The 19,388-nt window shown below is 71.5% G+C and carries 16 protein-coding genes; 10 read left to right on the top strand and 6 right to left on the bottom strand.

Translation table 11 applies throughout. From position 1 onward, the window contains the following. Positions 1-136 precede the first annotated feature (136 nt). The 6 genes from ABZU52_RS26775 (at position 137) to ABZU52_RS26750 (ending at position 9,037) form a co-directional block, all read left to right on the top strand. On the top strand, positions 137-1,636 hold the full coding sequence (locus ABZU52_RS26775) for an SCO6880 family protein (RefSeq protein WP_354973729.1): 1,500 nt from the start codon (positions 137-139) through the stop codon (positions 1,634-1,636). Further along, entirely contained in the window at positions 1,633-3,387 is a 1,755-nt protein-coding gene (locus ABZU52_RS26770) for an ATP/GTP-binding protein (protein ID WP_354973728.1), read from the top strand. Before ABZU52_RS26775 ends, ABZU52_RS26770 begins: the two co-directional genes overlap by 4 nt. Continuing rightward, complete coding sequence (locus tag ABZU52_RS26765; RefSeq protein WP_354973727.1) at positions 3,384-5,132, top strand: TraM recognition domain-containing protein; 1,749 nt, start codon at positions 3,384-3,386, stop codon at positions 5,130-5,132. Before ABZU52_RS26770 ends, ABZU52_RS26765 begins: the two co-directional genes overlap by 4 nt. Before the next feature lie 4 nt (positions 5,133-5,136). Then, on the top strand, positions 5,137-6,576 hold the full coding sequence (locus tag ABZU52_RS26760) for a glycoside hydrolase family 19 protein (RefSeq protein ID WP_354973726.1): 1,440 nt from the start codon (positions 5,137-5,139) through the stop codon (positions 6,574-6,576). After that, a complete protein-coding gene (locus tag ABZU52_RS26755) occupies positions 6,570-6,950 on the top strand; it encodes a DUF4913 domain-containing protein (RefSeq protein WP_354973725.1) in 381 nt (126 codons plus the stop codon). The genes ABZU52_RS26760 and ABZU52_RS26755 overlap by 7 nt, the downstream gene beginning before the upstream one ends. 1,385 nt (positions 6,951-8,335) lie before the next feature. After that, on the top strand, positions 8,336-9,037 hold the full coding sequence (locus ABZU52_RS26750; RefSeq protein ID WP_354973724.1) for a hypothetical protein: 702 nt from the start codon (positions 8,336-8,338) through the stop codon (positions 9,035-9,037). A gap of 317 nt (positions 9,038-9,354) precedes the next feature. On the opposite strand, the gene ABZU52_RS26745 is transcribed toward ABZU52_RS26750, so the two are convergent. From ABZU52_RS26745 to ABZU52_RS26725, 5 genes are all read right to left on the bottom strand, one after another. Then, positions 9,355-10,278 carry an AEC family transporter gene (locus ABZU52_RS26745; RefSeq protein WP_354973723.1) on the bottom strand — a complete coding sequence of 308 codons (924 nt, stop codon included), beginning with the start codon at positions 10,276-10,278 and terminating at the stop codon, positions 9,355-9,357. Then, positions 10,275-10,454: a hypothetical protein gene (locus ABZU52_RS26740; RefSeq protein WP_354973722.1), complete on the bottom strand. Its 180-nt coding sequence runs from the start codon at positions 10,452-10,454 to the stop codon at positions 10,275-10,277. The genes ABZU52_RS26745 and ABZU52_RS26740 overlap by 4 nt, the downstream gene beginning before the upstream one ends. Positions 10,455-11,180: 726 nt before the next feature. Continuing rightward, positions 11,181-11,531, bottom strand: a complete 351-nt coding sequence (locus ABZU52_RS26735; protein ID WP_354973721.1) for a hypothetical protein — start codon at positions 11,529-11,531, stop codon at positions 11,181-11,183. Positions 11,532-11,752: 221 nt separating this feature from the next. After that, entirely contained in the window at positions 11,753-13,276 is a 1,524-nt protein-coding gene (gene glpK, locus ABZU52_RS26730) for a glycerol kinase GlpK (RefSeq protein ID WP_354973720.1), read from the bottom strand. Positions 13,277-13,318: 42 nt separating this feature from the next. Further along, positions 13,319-14,086: an IclR family transcriptional regulator gene (locus tag ABZU52_RS26725; protein WP_354973719.1), complete on the bottom strand. Its 768-nt coding sequence runs from the start codon at positions 14,084-14,086 to the stop codon at positions 13,319-13,321. A gap of 191 nt (positions 14,087-14,277) precedes the next feature. Between ABZU52_RS26725 and ABZU52_RS26720 the strand changes: the two genes are divergently transcribed. The 4 genes from ABZU52_RS26720 to ABZU52_RS26705 all read left to right on the top strand — a co-directional run bounded on the left by ABZU52_RS26720 (position 14,278) and on the right by ABZU52_RS26705 (position 18,785). Beyond that, positions 14,278-15,111: an MIP/aquaporin family protein gene (locus ABZU52_RS26720; protein WP_354973718.1), complete on the top strand. Its 834-nt coding sequence runs from the start codon at positions 14,278-14,280 to the stop codon at positions 15,109-15,111. 49 nt (positions 15,112-15,160) lie between these two features. Then, a complete protein-coding gene (gene glpK, locus ABZU52_RS26715) occupies positions 15,161-16,678 on the top strand; it encodes a glycerol kinase GlpK (protein WP_354973717.1) in 1,518 nt (505 codons plus the stop codon). Positions 16,679-16,757: 79 nt separating this feature from the next. Then, positions 16,758-18,482, top strand: coding sequence for a glycerol-3-phosphate dehydrogenase/oxidase (locus ABZU52_RS26710; RefSeq protein WP_354973716.1), 1,725 nt, complete (start codon positions 16,758-16,760; stop codon positions 18,480-18,482). A 24-nt stretch (positions 18,483-18,506) separates the two neighbouring features. After that, positions 18,507-18,785 (top strand): hypothetical protein, encoded by a 279-nt coding sequence (locus tag ABZU52_RS26705; protein ID WP_354973715.1) that lies wholly within the window; start codon positions 18,507-18,509, stop codon positions 18,783-18,785. A gap of 176 nt (positions 18,786-18,961) precedes the next feature. Here the strand turns inward: ABZU52_RS26705 and ABZU52_RS26700 are convergent. Next, positions 18,962-19,388: tetratricopeptide repeat protein (locus tag ABZU52_RS26700; protein ID WP_354973714.1), on the bottom strand; the 427-nt coding region annotated here is incomplete at its 5' end.

Raw genomic sequence — 19,388 nt, 5'->3', positions numbered from 1 at the left:
GCGCGGTTGGCGCCGCCGCCTGGACCGTGCAGAAGAGCGCCGGCGTCGTCGCCGGCACCCACCGGCACGCCGCCGGCATCGCCCGCGGCGCGCTGCCGGACCCCGACCGAGACTAGGCCGGCCCAGGAGGACGACCATGAGCACGGCAACCGAACAGATCAAGACACCCACGTACGGCAACTGGCGCCGCCCCCGCAAGGCCGGCCTCGGCTCACTGGGCCTGATCGGGACCATCGGCCTCTTCGGCGGTCTCGTGCTGGTGCTGCTCGCGTCCATGATCTCGCTGGACGCGGCCCTGGTGGTGGGGCTGCCGCTCGCGTTGACGCTGGCGCCGCTGGCGATCCGCACCCCGGACGGCCGCAACGTCTTCCAGATGGTCGGCGTCCGGGTGGGCTGGTTGCGCCGCAAGTCCAAGCGGCAGCACCTCTACGTCTCCGGGCCGCTGTCGACACGCCCCGGCGGACGGTTCCGCCCGCCCGGCCTGCTGAGCCGGGCGGTCATGCTGGAGGGGCGCGACCCGTACGACCGCCCGTTCGGCGTGCTGCACCACCTCAACCGTCACCAGTACACGATCGTGCTCAGCTGCGAGCCGGACGGCGGGTCGCTGGTCGACCCGGACCAGGTCGACACGTGGGTGGCGCTGTGGGGCGACTGGCTGTCCCGGCTGGCGCACGAGCCGGGACTGCGCGGCGCCTCGGTGGTGGTGGAGACCGCGCCGGACCCCGGCACCCGGCTCGCCACCGAGGTGCTGGGCCGGATCTCCCCGGACGCGCCGCCCGCCGCCCGCGCGGTGATGGAGGAGGTGGTGCGCAACTACCCGGACGCGTCCTCGGAGATGAACACCTACCTGACGCTGACCTACTCGGCGCCCGGCGGCGCCCGGCGCGACGACGACACCATGCTCGCCGACCTGGGGCTGCGGCTTCACGGCGTGCTCAACGGGCTGGTGGCGGCCGGCGGCGGGTCGGCGGAGCCGCTGTCCGCGGAGCGGATCGCCGAGGTCGTCCGGGTAGCCTACGACCCGGCCGTCTCGGCCGAGGTGCTCGACGTACGCGCCCAGCACGGCGGCACCGGGCTGGAGTGGGACGACGCCGGGCCGGCCGCCGCGATCGAGTCGGTGACCGCCTACCAGCACGACTCCGGCGTGTCCCGGAGCTGGCTGCTGACCATGGCGCCGCGCGGCGTGGTGCGTTCCGGGATCCTGCGCAGCCTGCTCGACCCGGCCGCCGGCATCCGCCGCAAGCGGGTGGCCCTGATCTACCGTCCGATCGATCCGGCGACCTCCGCCCGGATCGTCGAGTCGGACCGCCGGTCCGCCCAGTTCATGGCGAACTCGACGAAGGGCCTGGTCCGGGCCCGCGCGGTCGCGGAGATCCAGGCGGCCGAGCAGACGGCGGCGGAGGAGGCCTCCGGCGCCGGTCTGGTCGAGTTCTCGATGCTGGTGACGTTGACCGTCGACTCGGCCGCCGAGGTGCGCGACGCCAACGTGACGATGCGGAACCTGCTCGGCGCCACCCGGATCGCGATGCGTCCGGCGGACCGGATGCAGGCCGCGGCGTTCACCTGCGCCCTGCCCGTCGGCATCCTGCCCTGGGAGCAGACGTTCGTCCCGCACGACCTGCAGGAGGCGATGTGAGCGGCGGCGACGGCGTGCGGGTGCTGGACCTCGGCGCGGGCTGGCCCCGGATGACGTCCGGACCGGTCACCGCGATGTCCGGTCTGATGGTGCCGGACGTGGACGCGCAGGACCGGGAGCCCGACGAGACGGGCGAGCAGACCCCGCGGGCGCTGCGGCGGGCGCGTCGGCGGCGGGCCGCGGAGGAGGCCGCCGAGCAGCGGTACCGGCAGCGGCTGGCCCGGGCCGACCGCGCCGATCAGGTGCCGCACCGGGGGTCGCCCGGCGTGGGCGGCGGACGGGTGGCCACGTTGGACCCGCCGACCATGTGGCGGGCCACCACCGTGCAGGCGTGCGGGCTCTGGCCGTTCGCGTCCGGCTCTGGCGCCCCGATGACCGGGGTCCCGCTCGGCCAGCACATCAGCACCGGGGCCACGGTGTGCGGGGATCCGCTCAACTGGTTCACCCGGGCGCGCTACATCTCCAACCCGTCGCTGTTCATGCTCGGCATGCCGGGTCTCGGCAAGTCCACGCTGATCAATCGGATGCTGATCGGCCTGGCCGCGCAGGGCGTCGTCCCTCTGGTGCTGGGCGACCTGAAGCCTGACTACGCGGACACCGTCCGCGCGCTCGGCGGGCAGGTCATTTCCATCGCCCGGGGCGTCGGCGGGCTCAACGTGCTGGACCCCGGCGCGATGGGCGCGGCCGCCGCGCGGATCGGCGGGCAGGCCGGGCAGGCGCTGGCCGCCGAAACCCACGGCCGGGTGCTGAACATGGTCGCGGCGCTGCTCACCATCGTGCGGGGCGTGCCGATCAGCGACCACGAGCAGTCGGTGCTCTCGGCCTGCCTGCGGCACCTGCGCGAAGCCACGCCGCCGGGCCGGACGTACCGGCTGCCGGACCTGCTCGCGGTGCTGGAGGCGGGGCCGCCGCGGGTCCGGCAGGTCACGCTCGACCGGGGTCAGGAGTCGCGTTACCGGGACGCCGTCGACCCGCTGCACCGGTCGCTGCTCGGCATCCTCGACGGCCCGCTCGGCGACACCTTCGCCTCCGAGACCGCCACCCGGATCGACCCGGACGCCACCGCCGTCTGCATCGACATCTCCCGCATCGGTGAGGCGGACGGGCAGTTGACCGCCGCCGCGATGCTCGCGGCCTGGTCGGACGGTCTGGGTACGGTGTCCGCGTCGCACGCCTTGGCGGACGCGGGCCTGGCGCCTCGGCGCTGGTTCTTCACCGTGCTGGACGAGCTGTGGCGCCCGCTGCGGGCGGCTTCCGGCATCGTCGACCGGATCGACGCGCTGACCCGGTTGAACCGTTCGCTCGGGCTCGCCGACGCGAAGATCACCCACACGTTGAAGGACGCCGAGGCCCTGGGCAGCGAGGCGGACAAGGCGAAGGCCAGGGGTTTCGTGGAGCGTGCCGGCATGGTCGCCTGCGCCGGGCTGCCGAAGGCGGAGATGGAGGACCTGGGCCGCGTGGTGGGGCTCTCCCGGCGCGAGATCGACCTGGTCTCGTCCTGGTCCTCGCCGGCCGGCTGGGCGCAGGACGGCGCCAACGAGGAGCCGCCCGGCCGGGGCCGGTTCCTGATCAAGGTCGGTGGGCGGCCCGGCATCCCGATCCGGGTCGCGATCACGGACGCCGAGCGGCACCTGCACGACACGAACACGCGGTGGATCGCCAACGGCGACGCGGAGCGGATGCTGGCCGAACGCGCCGCGGTAGTGCGCGCCGTGATGGCCGGCGACCTGCCCGGGGCGGGTGCCCGGTGAGGCGCGGCACCGGCGGAGACCTGCTGGCCTGGCTGATCCCGGCGCTCGCGCTGATCAACCTCACCGCCTTCGTCCTGCTGTGGCTCGGTGGCACGCTGGCCACCGCCGTCGGCGGGTACGGCTGGCATCCGCCGCCGTTCCGCCTCGACGTCTACCTGAGCCTGCTCGGCGGCGGTGTCGGGACGGTCTGGCCGGGCGTGCCGCCGGCCCTCGTTTACGGCGGCGCGGTCGTGCTCGTCCCGGTCGTCGCGGCACCGGTGGTCGCGGCGGCCCGCGCCGTCGCCGGTCGCCTCGGTCAGTCGTCGAACCTGGCCCGCGCAGCCGACCTGCGCGCCATGACCGGCAAGGCGGCCGAGGCCCGGGCCCGTGAGCTGCGCCCGTCCCTGCGCGACGCCGCCCGCCTGCGCCCCGACGACACCGGCAACCTGCTCGGCGATCTTCTGCCGTCCGGGCCGGAGCTGCGCTCGTCGTACGAGGACGTGGAGCTGGACCTGATGGCGCCGCGGGCCGGCAAGTCCACTGGGATCGCCATCCCCCGGGTGCTGCGGGCGCCCGGCGCGGTGCTGCTCACCTCGAACAAGTCGGACGTCTACCTGGTCACCCGGCAGGAGCGGGCCCGAGTTGGTCGGGTGTGGACGTTCGACCCGCAGGGCGTCGCGTACACCGAGCGCGACATGTGGTGGGACCTGCTCGGCGGCTGCCGCACCCTGGAGGGCGCGCGGCGGCTCGCCGGCCACTTCGTCAGCTCGGTCAACGACGACGCGTCGAAGCGGGACTTCTGGATCGCCGCCGCGCAGAACACGCTGACCGCGCTCTTCCTCGCCGCCTCGCACGGCGGCGCGACGGTCGGGGAGATGCTGGCCTGGCTCGCCGACCCGGGCGACCGTACCCCGGTCGACCTGCTCCGCGACGCCGGCCTGGACGCGATGGCCGATCAACTCCAGGGCACCGTACGCGGCGCGGTCGAGACCCGCGACGGCATCTACGAGACGGCCCGGCAGTGCGTCGCCTGCCTGCTCGACCCGGAGATCCTGGCCTGGGTCAGTCCGGACCCCGACCGCCCCGAGTTCGTCCCGGAGGAGCACGTGCTCAGCCGGGACACGCTCTACCTGCTGTCCAAGGACGGCGGCGGCTCGGCCGCCGGAGTGATCGCCGGCCTGGCGGACGCCGTGGTCCGGGCCGGCGTGGTGGCCGCCGAGCGGATGGGCGGCCGGCTGGACCCGCCGATGACCGCCGTGCTGGACGAGGCGGCGAACGTGTGCCGCATCGCCGACCTGCCCGACCTCTACAGCCACCTCGGCTCGCGTGGCATCAGCGTGGTGACGCTGCTGCAGAGCTACCGGCAGGGGGTACGGGTCTGGGGCGAGGCGGGGATGGACGCGTTGTGGGGCGCCGCCACGGTCAAGCTGCTGGGCGCCGGGCTGGACGACGCCGATTTCGTGGACAAGGTGGCCCGTCTGATCGGCCAGCACGACGTTCGTACGCCGACCTACTCCCGATCCCGCGACGGCTCGTCCCGGTCGGTGTCGTACCGCCAGGAGCAGGTGCTGCCGGCGGACCGGATCCGGGCGCTGCCGAAGGGCACCGCGCTGTTGCTGGCGACCGGCGTGCGGCCGGCGGTGATCCGGTTGCGTCCCTGGTACAAGGAGCCGGACGCCGGGCCGATCGCGGCGGCGGCCCGCGTCGAGGCGGAGGCGATCACCACGCGGGCGCGGGCGGCGGCCGGGCGCCAGCGGGCCGGGTGACGTGGTGTCGAAGCTGGCGGCCGCGCGAACGGCGCACCAGACGGCGACGAACCGGTTCGGCGCCACCCAGATCACCTGGCTGATCATCTCGATGGTCGGGATGCTTCCGCTGGCCGCGCTGGCGGCGTTGGCCCTGATCGTCCTGGTCGTCATCATCCTGCTCAGCGGTTCGCAGATGACCTCGTACTCACCGGACCCGGACAGCACGCTCGGCCCGGGCGCTGGCGGCAGCGTCCTCACCGAACTCGCTGGCGGCGACGGCCGCGGCGGGTTCAAGGAGTCGGGCGTGCCCGACGCGGACCTGGTCGCGCCGATCCGGGCGGCGGCCCGCGAGTGCGACCTGCTCACCCCCGTGATCCTCGCGGCCCAGATCGAGTACGCGTCGGACTTCGACGCGGACAAGGAGGGTCAGGAGGGCCGCAAGGGGCTGTCCCAGCTCACCCCCGACGTGTTCGAGCGCTACGGCCAGGACGACGACGACAGTGGCAAGGCCTCGGCGCTGGACCCGGAGGACTCGATCCACGCCCACGCCCGGTGGTTCTGCGACCTGGCCGAGGAGACCCAGCGGATGCTGGATGAGAAGACGGTCGTCGGCGACCACCTCACGCTGACGTTGATGGCCTGGGACCAGGGCACGGAGGCGGTGAAGGCCCAGGGCGGCATGCCGGTCATCGTGCTGGACAGCTACCCGTTCCAGGTGCGCGGCCTCTTCGCCCGCTACGAGATCGGCGGGACGGACATGTCCACCGCCTCGCCGACGCCGACCCCGTCGGGGTCGCCGGGGGCCGGGGCGAACAAACGCGCGGTGACGGACCCCGAGGGCACGCTGCTCAGCGCACGGACGTTCGACACCATGTTCCCCGGCCGCAACTCCTTCTACACGTACGCCGGGCTCAGCGACGCGATGGCCACGTTCCCCGACTTCGCCGGCACCGGCGACGAGGCGACCCGCAAGCGGGAACTGGCGGCGTTCCTGGCCAACGTGGACCACGAGTCCGGCGGCCTGGTCCACGTCGAGGAGATTGACCGGGCCGCGTGGGGCACCTACTGCGACGGCGGCCAGCCCTACGGCTGCCCGGCCGGCCGTAGCGCCTACCACGGGCGGGGGCCGATCCAACTCAGTTGGAACACCAACTACAAGGCGGCCGGCGACGCGCTCGGGCTGGACCTGCTCGGCAACCCGGACCTGGTGGCCACCGACCCGGCGGTGGCATGGCGTACCGCGCTCTGGTTCTGGATGACCCAGAGCGGCGCGGGCACGACCACCCCGCACGCCGCGATCACCGGCGGCGGGGGGTTCGGCGAGACGATCCGCAGCATCAACGGGGCGTTGGAGTGCGGCGGCGGCAACGCCGCGCAGGTGCGGGCGCGGGTCGACGCGTACCGGCGGTTCACCGCCGCGCTCGGCGTCGACCCCGGTGACGAGGGGACGCTGACGTGCTGACCGACGAGCCGCCGCCGAGGCCGTTCTTCATCCTCTACCTGGACGGACCCGAGTACGCCGAGGAGCTGCGCCGGCTCACCTCCTGGGTGGAGGGCCTGCTACTCCCGGTCTACGGCGGCGAGGTCACCTCCGGCGCGCCCTGGTGCCCCCGCTGGCGGGAACACCCGGAGGCGATCGCCTACCTGCACGGGCTCTGGCTCGCCTGGCAGGAACGGACCGCCCCCAAGGCGGCACCCTCCGACCCGGCCCTCTGGCACCAGAACCACCTCTGGCCGACCATGGACGCGCTGCGCAACCCCAACGGACCGTTCGCCGGCTGCAAGCCCGGGGGACACCGGCCCAAGGACCGGCCCTACGTCGAGCGCGACGACTGAGCGGCCCGCCGGGAGAACCGTCCGAAGGACGGCCGCCGGGGCGGCCGGCCGTCCTTCGGGCCGGTGCCGGCGAGGTAGCGGTGGCGGCGAGCGTTGGTTGGATGCTCGGGCGGCGGCACCGGATAGCCGTGGTGATTAGGCTTGCCGACGCGAGACCGGCGTGAGGCGTCCGTTTCGGAGCGCCGGCCATCGGCATCTGCGGTGGAGGGCCGACTCGTGTCGTAGGACAATCTTCCCGCTCAGCGGATCGACCGGGGGCGGAATTCGGGTCGCTCGCCGAGGCTGGGTTCGTTCCCGGCCGCGTGGCGCGGGTCGATCTGGGACGCTGCGACGTGGTCATTGCGGACGCCTCGGGTGCCGGCGTCAGGACCATTCGGGCCGAGACCGCACCGGTCCTGTATCGACAGTTGGGGAGTGCCGCACGATGCTCCCGGGCACCAGGTCAACTACCGCTAAAGGAGCGTCTTCGCCTATCCGCAGTGTGGGGCTGGTCTTCTCGTGTACTTCGATCATGATTGTTTTCACCAGCCCTGGGAGGATCCGTGGGAATTGGACTGGTCGTGGCCGGTCGCCGTCGACGGGTTCAACGGTTGACGGTTGCTCTTGCCCGTTGTTCGGATCCGCTGCACTCGTCGTGCGAGTGCCCTCTGCACCGGTCGTTGCGGGACAGTATCGAGAGCGCGCTGTCGCGTGAGGTTCCGCTGACGGTAGCGCTGATCGAGGAAGGGTTGCCACAGAGTTGGTCAGCACCCATGCCGTGAGGCGGGCGCGACACGGCGACAGGACCAGAGGAAGCGATCAGGCTTTGGCGGGATTTTGTGTGGGACCCCGGTTTACCCCCCGAAGACCCCGTCCAGTCGTTGACGAAGGGTGACGAGGAGCGATGAGCGTCCAGCGTTGACTCCGCAGCTCAGCGGTCATTTTCGGCAGACAATGACAAGCTTGGCCCGATTACTGTCGGTAACAAGGGGTCGTCGGTTCGAATCCGGCCGTCCCGACTGGTGTTCACCAGCGGATATAGAAGACCATCTGTGATCTTGCGGTAACGCTGGCGGTAACGGAGATCGCTTAACGTGGGTTGCATCCCTCGATCCCGTTACTGCGGAGGTGCAGCCTCATGGCTGTCTAGGCGAAGTGGTCACCGTGCCCAAAGTGCTCACCGATACTGCGCGGAGCCAAGGGCCTTGGCCTGCGGTGCCTCGGGCAACCCGCGCGGAATAGGGGCCAGGACGAGCAGCGGGATTCGGGGTCGCCGGACCGGCGCCGACCGGGCATGATCCTCTAGGCACCGAACCCGACGGGCCCTTCATCCTGTGCGGGAAGACGCGCGATACCCAGCTCATCTGGCCTGACAAAGGCTTGGTCGCGCCGCTGAGGAGAACACTTTGCACTGCACGAAATGCGGAACCGAACTCGAAAGCGCCGGCCAAGGCCATACGTGCCGGTCCTCGACACCTCCACCCGCCCCCAGGACAGCAGGTTGGAACGTCGCGACCTGGTTCGTAGCCGGGTTCGCCATCCTTTTCGCTCTAGCCGCGATCGCCGCAGCGATCCTCGGCAGCGCCGTGAGCGACCGTGCCCGGCCGCTGCCCCCGTCCGGTACCGGGGCAGCGATCGGTTACGCCCTGGCCAACCTGACTCTGATCGTCGCCATCATCGGCCTGGGGATCAGCGGACTGATCTGGGGCCGCGGCACTCGTCAGATCGCCGAGGCGCACGGCTCCTCGGGCCGCTCGTACAGTCGCCACTGGGGCATACGCGTCTTCTCCTCCTGCGTCGTCTTGAGCGCCGCCACGGCCTGGTTGGCCGCCGACCGAACCGCCCCGGCCGTCCTGTTCGGCCAGGCAGCCCTGCGTACCCTCGGAGCCGCCGCGCTGATCGGCGGCGTGCTGCACAGCCGAACGCGGGTTCTGCGGCTGATCGCCCAGGTCGACCGGGTCGTCGCCGGACACTACTCACCCGTCGCTGGGCAGGACCCTGCGTGGCCGTTGTCGCCCACTCCGACCAGCGACGACTGGAACGCCAGCCAATGGGACCCGGACGTGTTGCGCGACATCGAAGCCCGCCGTCACCGCGACAGAACCTGATCTCGAGGTGCGGCCGGTCGCCAGCGAGACGACGGTCGCGTACGGCGGACATCCGGATCTGCGGCATCGAGGCGTGCGACTGAGGGTTGATGTGCGCGATCGGACAGGTTGGATGTGTCGTTAGCCGAGACCCACGGCTCACAGGTAGCCGGATCTGCCGCCGACGTGGCGCACCAGCCGTCCGTACACCCTCACGGCCAGTACGGCATCGAGATCGCCCGCGCATCATTAGGCGATGGTCGTGGCTGCAGACGTGTCCGCCAGCGCCATGGTCGGCGGGAGTTCACCATGATTGCTAGACGAGTCAGCTGATGGACCTACCCGAGCAGCGCCGCCGCCGCGGCCAGGGTGGCCAGCGACAGCGTCGTGGTCACCACCACCGCCCGGTTGGCCACCGCCTCGCCGACGCCGTACTCCTGGCCGAAGATGTACGTGTTTTGCGCTGTCGGCAGGCCCGCGCAAACCACCACGGCGAGCAACTGTGGCGCGGATAGGTGCAAGGCCAGTCCAGCCGCGTACGCGATGATCGGCTGTGCGACGAGCTTCAGCGCGGTGATTACGGCCAGCTCGGCCAGCTCGGTCGGCTCTGCCCGCGACGGCGCTGTGCGGTGCAGCGACGCGCCGAGCGCAACGAGGGCGGCCGGAACCGCGGCGCCCGACAGCAGGGTGAGCGACGCGCCGGCCGCCGACGGCAGCTGCAGGCCGGCAGCCGAGCACGCGACACCGAGCAGCGACGCCAGGATCACAGGGTTGCGTACCGGCAGGGAGGCGATACGGCGGACCCGTACCCGCCCGGCCGGGTCGCTGTGCCGGTCCAGGGCGACCAGGATCACGGGCGTCACCAGCAGCACCTGCAGCAGCACCACCTCCGCCAGGAACGACACGCTGCCGAGAACCTGCGTTGCGATCGGGATGCCCAGGTTCGCCGAGTTTACGTACCCTGCGGCCATGCCCCAGATCGGCCGTTCGCCGCGCTTGCGACCGAACAGCCAGCTCGCGCCGACCCACCCGAACCCGACGACCGCGGCAGTGCTCAGCCCAAAGGCGAGCAGCGAACGGCCGGCGAACCCGGAAAGCGGCATTCGGGACAGGGCTAGGAACAGGGCGGACGGCATCGCAAGATGGAACACGAACCGGCCGAGCACCGACGCCACCGCCTCGCCCAGCAGGCCCCAACGACAGGCCGCGTAGCCGACCCCGGTAAGGATCCAGATCGGTACGAACGCCGACACCAAATTCATACGAGGGTCACCGGCGGGCGGGCGTCGCGCCGGTTCAGGGACTGGCGGGCGTCCGGGGCGTACGAGTCGAGAAACCCGGCGACAGTCTCCACCTGGGCGAGGATGTCATCGACCTGCCGCAGGGTGAGCCCGGTTCCGTGACACTCCACCGCGCTTTCGCCGGTCTTCAGATACACCGATGTGTCCAAGGTGTGTACCAAGCCGCCGGGCAGCCGGGGGTTGTCCACGTGTACGTCGATCGGGAAGCCACGCGTTCAGCCTCGCATCCCGTCCGGACCGAGCAAACATCCCACTGATCCGTAGAGTCGCCCGCAGTCCGGGACTGGTCGGGACGGCTGGGAAGTGTTGTTCGCTGGCATCGATAGGTGTTGCATTTGCTTTGACCTTCACATGGATCAATATCCAAGCCGTGTCTACGAGAGCCAGTAGCCGATTCCGGGAGGTCGCCTTCGCCGGGGTCGACGCAAACCCAATGAACTGGCCGCCGCCTGGGCGGCCGTCGTACGCCGTGCCGTTGGGCGAGTCACCGCCAGCGGTGGGGTTGCGGCGCGGATGATGCGGGGCCGCCCCTCCGGCCTCAAGGGTGCTTCGCATCGCTGCGCGACGGCCCTGCGGGCCGCCCTTGACCCCGGAGCATCTGCGGCCCCTCGGGCCGGCGTTGCCGGCAGCCGGGGGCCTGCCCGTGATGCGCGCGCCGCATCCTTACCACGGCCTCGTCACGGGACGAGGCGTTCAGGCGCTCGAACGAGTCGTCGAGGTGAGCTTGACGCCGTAGGGCGTGGCGGTTCGGTCACCGGGGCGGATCGACGTTAACCGACTCGGCGTGCAGCAGATCGGCTCCTTCCTCGAGGGTGGCCACGAACTCTTCCGGTGGGATCCTGGCGACGAAGACCTTGCCCAGGTCATCCGGAAAGGGAAGGTCTGGCCGCCAAAACGCGAAGTCGATCATTAAATCGTCGTCCAGGTAGGACGTACATGGCAACGTTTTCGACGGTCCCGCCCCACTGCATGAACCAGGACTGCTCCCGAAACTCCGTGTCGTCTGCGCGGAGCAGCCGGAAGATCTCCTCCGGTGTGCGGCCCGAAAAGGCGCAGGGCTTGACGTCGCGTCGGTGCACCTGCGCCGCGCTCAACCGCATAACGCCGATGAAGAACGGGAGGAAGGCGTAGTTGTCCTCGGTGGTCGGCCTCTTGCCAGCCGCCCAGAGGTCGACGACGCGGAGTTGGTGCGGCTCGACCTCGCCGATCTCCACCGCGAACGTGCCCGGTCACTGGCCTTGCAAGTGGGAGCAGATTGGGTGCAGGTTAGCGAATTGGTCAGCGCGCCCCAAGGGCTCACCGGCGCCGGACAGAGCGGCGGGCGTTGACCTGCGGTTATGCGGGGCGAGCGGTCCGGCATGAACTCCCAGAGAAGATCGGATCTCCCCACCCCGACATCCAATATGTACGGTAGGTCACGGTCAATACCCGAAGGTCATTCGTTGGCCGCCCGGGCCTCGGGCTTGATCCAGCCGAAGGTGCGCTCCACCGCGCGCTGCCAGTTCTCCCGTTCCTCGGCGCGCACGGCGTTGTCCATCTTGGGCACCCAGCGGGCGGCGAGGTGCCAGTTGCTGCGCAGCCCCTCCAGGTCGGGCCAGTAGCCGACCGCCAGCCCGGCGGCGTACGCCGCGCCGAGGGAGACCGTCTCGGCGACCATCGGGCGCACCACCGGCACCGCGACCACGTCGGCGACGAACTGCATCAGCAGGTTGTTGGCGGTCATCCCGCCGTCCACCCGCAGCGCCGTCAACTCCAGGCCGGAGTCGGCGTTCATCGCGTCGACCACCTCGCGGGTCTGCCAGCCGGTGGCCTCCAGCACCGCGCGGGCCAGGTGCCCCTTGGTGATGTACGAGGTGAGCCCGACGATCACGCCGCGCGCCTCGCTGCGCCAGTGCGGCGCGAACAGCCCGGAGAAGGCCGGCACGATGTAGCAGCCGCCGTTGTCGTCGACCGTGCGGGCGAGGGTCTCGATCTCCGGCGCCGAACTGATCAGCTCCAGCCGGTCGCGGAACCACTGCACCAGGGACCCGGTGATCGCGATGGAGCCTTCGAGGGCGTAGACGGCCGGCTGGCCGCCGATCTGGTAGCCGACGGTGGTGAGCAGCCCGTGGCTGGAGTGCACCGGCTCCGTGCCGGTGTTGAGCAACAGAAAGCTGCCCGTGCCGTAGGTGCACTTGGCGTCGCCCGGCGCGAAGCAGGTCTGGCCGAACAGGGCGGCCTGCTGGTCGCCGAGCGCCGCTGCGATCCGCACGCCGGGCAGGACGGCGGTCGCGGTGCCGTACACCTCCGACGAGGAGCGGATCTCGGGCAGCATGGCGGCCGGGATGCCGAAGAAGGCCAGTGAGTCCGGGTGCCAGCCGAGCGCGCGCAGGTCCATCAGCATGGTCCGGCTGGCGTTGGTGACGTCGGTCAGGTGCAGACCGCCGTCCGGGCCGCCGGTGAGGTTCCAGATCAGCCAGCTCTCCATCGTTCCGAAGAGCACCTCGCCGCGCTCGGCCCGCTCGTACAGCCCGGGCGTGTGGTCGAGCAGCCAGCGCAGCTTGGGGCCGGAGAAGTACGTGGCCAGCGGCAGCCCACAGTGTTGCCGGAGGTCCTCGGCGCCGGGCGCCCGGGCCAGCGTCTCCACCAGTGTGTCGGTGCGGGTGTCCTGCCAGATGATCGCCGGCGCCACCGGGACGCCGGTTCGCCGGTCCCACACCACGGTGCTCTCCCGCTGGTTGGCGATGCCGATCGCGGCGACCTGGCCCGCGACGATGCCGGCCTGGGCGAGGGCCCTGGGCACCACCTTGCCGACGTTGCGCCAGATCTCCAGCGCGTCGTGTTCCACCCAGCCGGGCCGGGGGAAGTGCTGCTGGTGCTCTCGCTGCGCCACGGAGACGAGGTTGCCCCGGCGGTCGAACACGATGCAGCGGGTCGAGGTGGTGCCCTGGTCGATGGAGACGACGTAGCTGTCAGTCATTCCTCGTCCTCTCAGGCGCAAAGGCGGGGCAGGATGGACGGATCACCAGCGCGCCGCGCCGAGATCCCGGGACACCGCGCGTGCGGCGTCGCGGACGTACGCGACGAGCGTCGGGCGGGGGTGGCGCTGCGCGTCGCAGACGCGATCGACCGGGCCGGAGAGCCCGATCGCGCCCACGACGAGGCCGCCGTAGCCGCGGATGGGCGCGGCGATACCGGCCTCGCCGAGGGTCATCTCCTCGATCTCGGCGGCCCAGCCGTTGTCCCGGATCGCGGTCAACGCCCGGCTGAGGGTCCGGGCGGTGACCAGGGTGCGCCGGGTGTACGGCTCGGGTTCGCCCTGCATGACCGCGTTGGCGGCGCCGACGTCGTAGGCGAGCAGGACCTTGCCGAGCGCGGTGGCGTGCGGGGGCAGCAGGGACCCGACGTCGAGGGTCTGCAGGGTGTCGTCGGGCCGGAAGACGTGGTGGACCACCAGCACCTTGCCGTCCAACAGGGTACCGATGCGGACGGCCTCGCCGCTGCGCGCGGCCAGCGGGTCGGCCCAGTTGATGGAGCGTGAGCGCAGTTCGTTGACGTCGAGGTAGCTGGTGCCCAGGTGCAGCAGGGCCGCCCCGAGCTGGTACTTGCCGGAGGTCTTGTCCTGCTCCACGAAGCCGACGTCCTGCAGGGTGCGGACGATGCCGTGCGCGGTGCCTTTGGCCAGGTCGAGGGACCGGGCGATCTCCCCGATGCCGAGGCGGCCGGAGCTGCTGGCCAGCAGGCGGAGGATCGCCGCGGCCCGCGCGATGGACTGCACCTGACCCGGCATGGGGCGGAATGCTAATCGCGTTTCGGCGGCCGCAACAGTGTTCGGCATTGTCGACAGGGGTTCGTTGACCCGGCTCCGAGGGTTTCCTACGGTTCACCGCACGGTGACGGTACTGCACCGCGGCGTCACCGACCGGCCCTCCACTTCCCCCGAGGGGAGGGCTGCCACCCCCACCGTTTTTGGGAGGCAAGATGGCGCAACGGTTGAAAGCGCCCGGGCTCGTTGGCGAGTTGGCCGCCGAGTTCGCCGGCACCGCGATTCTCATCCTGTTCGGCGTGGGCGTGGTCGCCCAGGTGGCCGCGTCGGGAACCGGCGAGTTCGACAGCATCGCCTGGGCCTGGGGCCTCGGCGTCACGCTCGGCGTGTACGTGGCGGGCCGCATCAGCGGCGCGCACCTCAACCCCGCGGTCACCGTCGCCCTGGCGGTCTTCAAGGGCTTCTCCTGGCGCAAGGTGATGCCGTACGCCCTGGCCCAGACCGCCGGCGCGTTCGTCGCGGCCCTGATCATCCGCTGGAACTACAGCGAGGTGCTGTCCCGGTTCGACCCGGGCCTCACCAGCAAGAGCCAGGGCGTTTTCTCCACCATGCCCGGTGCCGGCGTGAGCGAGTGGGGTGCCCTGCGCGATCAGATCATCGGAACAGCCATCCTGCTGTTCCTCGTCCTGGCGGTCACCGACGCGCGTAACTCGCTGCCCGCCGGCAACCTCGCCCCACTGATCGTCGGCCTGATCGTGGTGGCGATCGGCATGGCCTTCGCCGCCAACGCCGGCTACGCCATCAACCCCGCTCGCGACTTCGGCCCCCGCCTCGCCTCGTTCCTGACCGGTTACGAAACGGCCTTCCAGGACACCAGCGGTTATCCGTACTTCTGGGTGCCGATCGTCGGGCCGCTCGTGGGTGGCGTGATCGGCGCCGGCCTCTACGAGCTGATCATCGGCCGCTTCCTGCCCAGCGAGGATGAGCTGGAGCCGGGTGCCCTGGACACCGAGACCGTCACGGTCCCGGCCGAGCCCGCCCGCGTCTGACATCCGCCGATCCACATCCCCCCGGCCGAACACAGAAGGAGACACCCGCATGGCTGACTTTGTCGGCGCGGTAGACCAGGGCACCACCAGCACCCGCTTCATGATCTTCGACCACGGCGGCAACGAGGTCGGCCGCCACCAGCTCGAACACCAGCAGATCCTGCCGCAGGCCGGCTGGGTGGAGCACAACCCCCTCGAGATCTGGGAGCGGACCCAGACGGTCATCCAGACCGCGATGAACGCCCGCGGCCTGACCGCCTCCGACCTGGCCGCGCTCGGCATCACCAACCAGCGCGAGACCACCGTGGTGTGGAACCGTCGGACCGGGCGGCCCTACTACAACGCCATCGTCTGGCAGGACACCCGTACCGACCGCATCGCCTCCGCCCTGGAACGCGAGGGCAAGGGCGACGTCATCCGGCGCAAGGCGGGGCTGCCGCCGGCGACGTACTTCTCCGGCGGGAAGATCCAGTGGATCCTGGAGAACGTCGACGGGGTCCGGGAGGCCGCCGAGCGCGGCGAGGCCGTCTTCGGCAACACCGACACCTGGCTGCTGTGGAACCTCACCGGCGGCACCGAAGGCGGGGTGCACGTCACCGACCCCACCAACGCCAGCCGCACCATGCTGATGAACCTGGAGACGCTGGACTGGGACGACGAGCTGCTGTCGTTCTTCGACATCCCGCGCGCCATGCTGCCGGAGATCCGGCCGTCGTCCGACCCGCGCTCGTACGGCAGCTGCACCATGAACGGCCCGTTCGCCGGCGCGGTCCCGCTCACCGGTGACCTGGGCGACCAGCAGGCCGCCACGGTCGGGCAGGTCTGCTTCGCCCCGGGCGAGGCGAAGAACACCTACGGCACGGGCAACTTCATGCTGCTCAACACCGGCACCGAGATCGTGCGGTCGAAGGCCGGACTGCTCACCACGGTCTGCTACCAGTTCGGCGGCGAGGCACCGGTGTACGCGCTCGAAGGATCGATCGCGGTGACCGGCTCGGCCGTGCAGTGGCTGCGTGACCAGCTCAAGATCATCAGCAACGCCGGGCAGAGCGAGATCCTGGCCCGCCAGGTGGAGGACAACGGCGGGGTGTACTTCGTGCCCGCGTTCTCCGGCCTGTTCGCACCGTACTGGCGCTCCGACGCCCGTGGCGCGATCGTCGGCCTCTCCCGGTTCAACACCGACGCCCACATCGCCCGGGCCACTCTGGAGTCCATCTGCTACCAGAGCCGGGACGTGGCCGACGCCATGGAGCAGGACTCTGGGGTGCACCTGGAGTGCCTCAAGGTCGACGGCGGCGTCACCGTCAACGACCTGTGCATGCAGATGCAGGCGGACATCCTCGGCGTGCCGGTCAGCCGGCCGGTGGTCGCCGAGACCACCGCCCTCGGCGCGGCGTACGCCGCCGGCCTCGCCGTCGGCTTCTGGAAGAACACCGACGAGCTGCGCGAAAACTGGAACGAGAGCCGGCGCTGGCAGCCGGGCTGGTCGCCGGAGCAGCGCGAAGACGGCTACGGCCGGTGGAAGAAGGCGGTCCAACGCACCCTCGACTGGGTCGACGTCGACTGACGCCCCACCCCCCTCAAGGATCCGGGCGGCCGGCGCCCGTCGCCGGCCGCCCCCACCCTCCTCAGGAGAGAGAAGACGGATGCTTTCCGCGACACTGTCACCGGCCGCCCGCGAGCGGTCCCTGGCCGCCCTCGGCAGCGGCCAGGAACTGGACGTCCTGGTGATCGGCGGCGGCGTCACCGGCGCCGGCTGCGCTCTCGACGCCGTCACCCGGGGTCTGTCGGTCGGGCTCATCGAGGCGGGCGACTGGGCCAGCGGTACGTCGAGCCGGTCCAGCAAGCTCATCCACGGTGGCCTGCGCTACCTGGAGATGCTCGACTTCGGGCTGGTCCGCGAGGCCCTGCGCGAGCGGGGCCTGCTCCTGCAGCGGCTCGCCCCGCACCTGGTCCGCCCGGTGCCGTTCCTCTACCCGCTGCGCCATCGGGGCTGGGAACGGTTGTACGCCGGCGCCGGCGTGCTGCTCTACGACACGATGAGCCTGTCCGGCCGCCACGCGCGCGGCCTGCCGGCCCACCGGCACCTGAGCCGCCGCGGGGCGCTGCGCGCCTGCCCGTCGCTGCGGCCCGAGTCGCTGGTCGGCGCTCTGCAGTACTACGACGCCCAGGTCGACGATGCCCGCCTGGTGACCTTCCTCGTCCGCACCGCCGCCGCGCACGGGGCGCACCCGCTGTCGCGGGCCCGCGTCGTGGGTTTCCTGCGCGAGGGCGCCCGGGTCACCGGCGCGCGGGTGCACGACCTGGAGACCGACCGGGTGTTCGAGGTGCGCGCCCGGCAGGTCATCAACGCCACGGGGGTGTGGACCGACGACATCCAGGCCCTCGTCGGCGAGCGGGGCCAGTTCCAGGTGCGCGCCTCCAAGGGCATCCACCTCGTGGTGCCGCGCGACCGGATCCGGTCCAGCACCGGCCTGATCCTGCGCACCGAGTCCAGCGTGCTGTTCGTGATCCCGTGGGGCCGGCACTGGCTGGTCGGCACCACCGACACCGACTGGGACCTGGACAAGGCGCATCCGGCGGCGAGCAGCCGGGACATCGACTACCTGCTGGAGCGCGTCAACGCGGTGCTGGCCACCCCGCTGACCCGCGACGACGTCGAGGGCGTGTACGCCGGCCTGCGCCCGCTGCTGTCCGGAGAGTCCGACGCGACCGCCAAGCTGTCGCGGGAGCACACCGTGGTCAGCCCGGCGCCCGGACTCGTGGTGGTGGCCGGCGGCAAGTACACGACGTACCGGGTGATGGCGCGCGACGCGGTCGACGAGGCGGTGCGCGGCCTCGGCGGCGCGGTGGCCGCCTCGTGCACCGACCGGGTGCCCCTGCTGGGGGCGGAGGGCTACGTCGCCCGGTGGAACCAGCGGCGCCGGCTGGCGCAGCAGTCCGGCCTGCACGTGGAGCGCGTGGAGCACCTGCTGCGGCGCTACGGCGCCGCCGTAGACGAGGTGCTGGCGCTGCTGCGGGAGGACCCCACGCTCGGCGAGCCGCTCGACGGCGCGGAGGACTACCTGCGGGTGGAGGTCGTCTACGCGGCGTCCGCCGAGGGGGCGCTGCACCTGGAGGACGTGCTGACCCGGCGCACCCACATCTCGATCGAGAGCTTCGACCGGGGCCTGATGGCCGCCCGGCCGGCGGCGACGCTGATGGCGCCGGTCCTTGGCTGGGGCGACGAGCGGGTCGACCGGGAGGTGGCGCACTACGTCGCGCGGGTCCGGGCCGAGCGGGCCGCGCACGAGCAGCCCGACGACGCGGCGGCCGACGCCTTCCGGCTGGACGCGCCCGACGTGGTGCCGGCGGTTGCCGTGGCGGCTTGAGCGGGCTCCGGCGGTGTGCCCGGCATGCCGCCGGAGCCGGTGGCCGGGGGTGACAGCCGCCCGGCGGCGTGCCACCATACCGACCAGTCGATATCCCACCGGAAGGGGCCCGCGACGCCGGGAACGACCGCGACGCGCACGGGGTATCGCACCTGTCCGCTCTGCGAGGCCACCTGCGGCCTGACGCTGACCATCGCCGACGATCGGGTGACCGACGCCCGCGGCGACCGCGAGCACGTCTTCAGCCACGGCTTTGTCTGCCCGAAGGGGCCGCGTTTAGCCACAACTGCACGCCATGCCTGAGCAAGGTGGGAGTCAATTGTTCAAGCTGCTGGCCGTGGAAGGCGCGCTCGTACTCACCGACGACGATGGCGTCGACCCGAATGGTGATCGTCCTGCCGGCCCTGGAGTCCTCGACCCTGCTCGGGCTGGTCGTGCCCGGCGAGACGGCGATCCTGATCGGCGGGCTGGTGGCACTGTCAGCGCCCGGTGGAATGACCTGCGGCGAGCAGTCGCTTGATCTCTGCGGCGGCCGGATGAGCCGGTGCGACGGCCAGAAAACGCCGCAGCGTCTGCTCCGCCTCGGCGGACCGGCTGTTCCGCTGCGCCAGCCCCAGCACCAGCAGGCCGTCGGGGGAAGCCGGCTCGCGGGCCAGGACCTCTCGGGCGGTTCGTTGCGCGCCGCCGCCGTCGCCGGCCCGCAGCAGCGCGAAGGCGAGCCGCAGCCGGATCCCATCGTCGGGCCGGTCCCGCAACGCCTCCTGGTACATCTTCGCCGCGGCGTCGTACCGGTTCTGCGTCTCGAGGTCGTGGGCGAGCTGGAGGGCGACCGCGACCGGGTCGGTCGGGGCCGGCCGGGCGGGCGGGTCGAGCCGGTGGGCGACGACCGCGACGGACGCCACGAGC

Origin of the sequence: Micromonospora sp. NPDC005220 (assembly GCF_040607895.1) — a bacterium.
Taxonomy (GTDB): Bacteria; Actinomycetota; Actinomycetes; order Mycobacteriales; family Micromonosporaceae; genus Micromonospora.
This window is presented reverse-complemented; position numbering and strand designations above follow the sequence as displayed.

Excerpts from the sequence above, each read along its gene's own strand:
- ABZU52_RS26775 (WP_354973729.1), top strand. The coding sequence starts at position 137 with ATGAGCACGGCAACCGAACAGATCAAGACACCCACGTACGGCAACTGG.
- ABZU52_RS26745 (WP_354973723.1), bottom strand. The coding sequence starts at position 10,278 with ATGAATTTGGTGTCGGCGTTCGTACCGATCTGGATCCTTACCGGGGTC.
- glpK (WP_354973720.1), bottom strand. The coding sequence starts at position 13,276 with ATGACTGACAGCTACGTCGTCTCCATCGACCAGGGCACCACCTCGACC.
- ABZU52_RS26725 (WP_354973719.1), bottom strand. The coding sequence starts at position 14,086 with ATGCCGGGTCAGGTGCAGTCCATCGCGCGGGCCGCGGCGATCCTCCGC.
- ABZU52_RS26720 (WP_354973718.1), top strand. The coding sequence starts at position 14,278 with ATGGCGCAACGGTTGAAAGCGCCCGGGCTCGTTGGCGAGTTGGCCGCC.
- glpK (WP_354973717.1), top strand. The coding sequence starts at position 15,161 with ATGGCTGACTTTGTCGGCGCGGTAGACCAGGGCACCACCAGCACCCGC.
- ABZU52_RS26710 (WP_354973716.1), top strand. The coding sequence starts at position 16,758 with ATGCTTTCCGCGACACTGTCACCGGCCGCCCGCGAGCGGTCCCTGGCC.
- ABZU52_RS26705 (WP_354973715.1), top strand. The coding sequence starts at position 18,507 with ATGCCGCCGGAGCCGGTGGCCGGGGGTGACAGCCGCCCGGCGGCGTGC.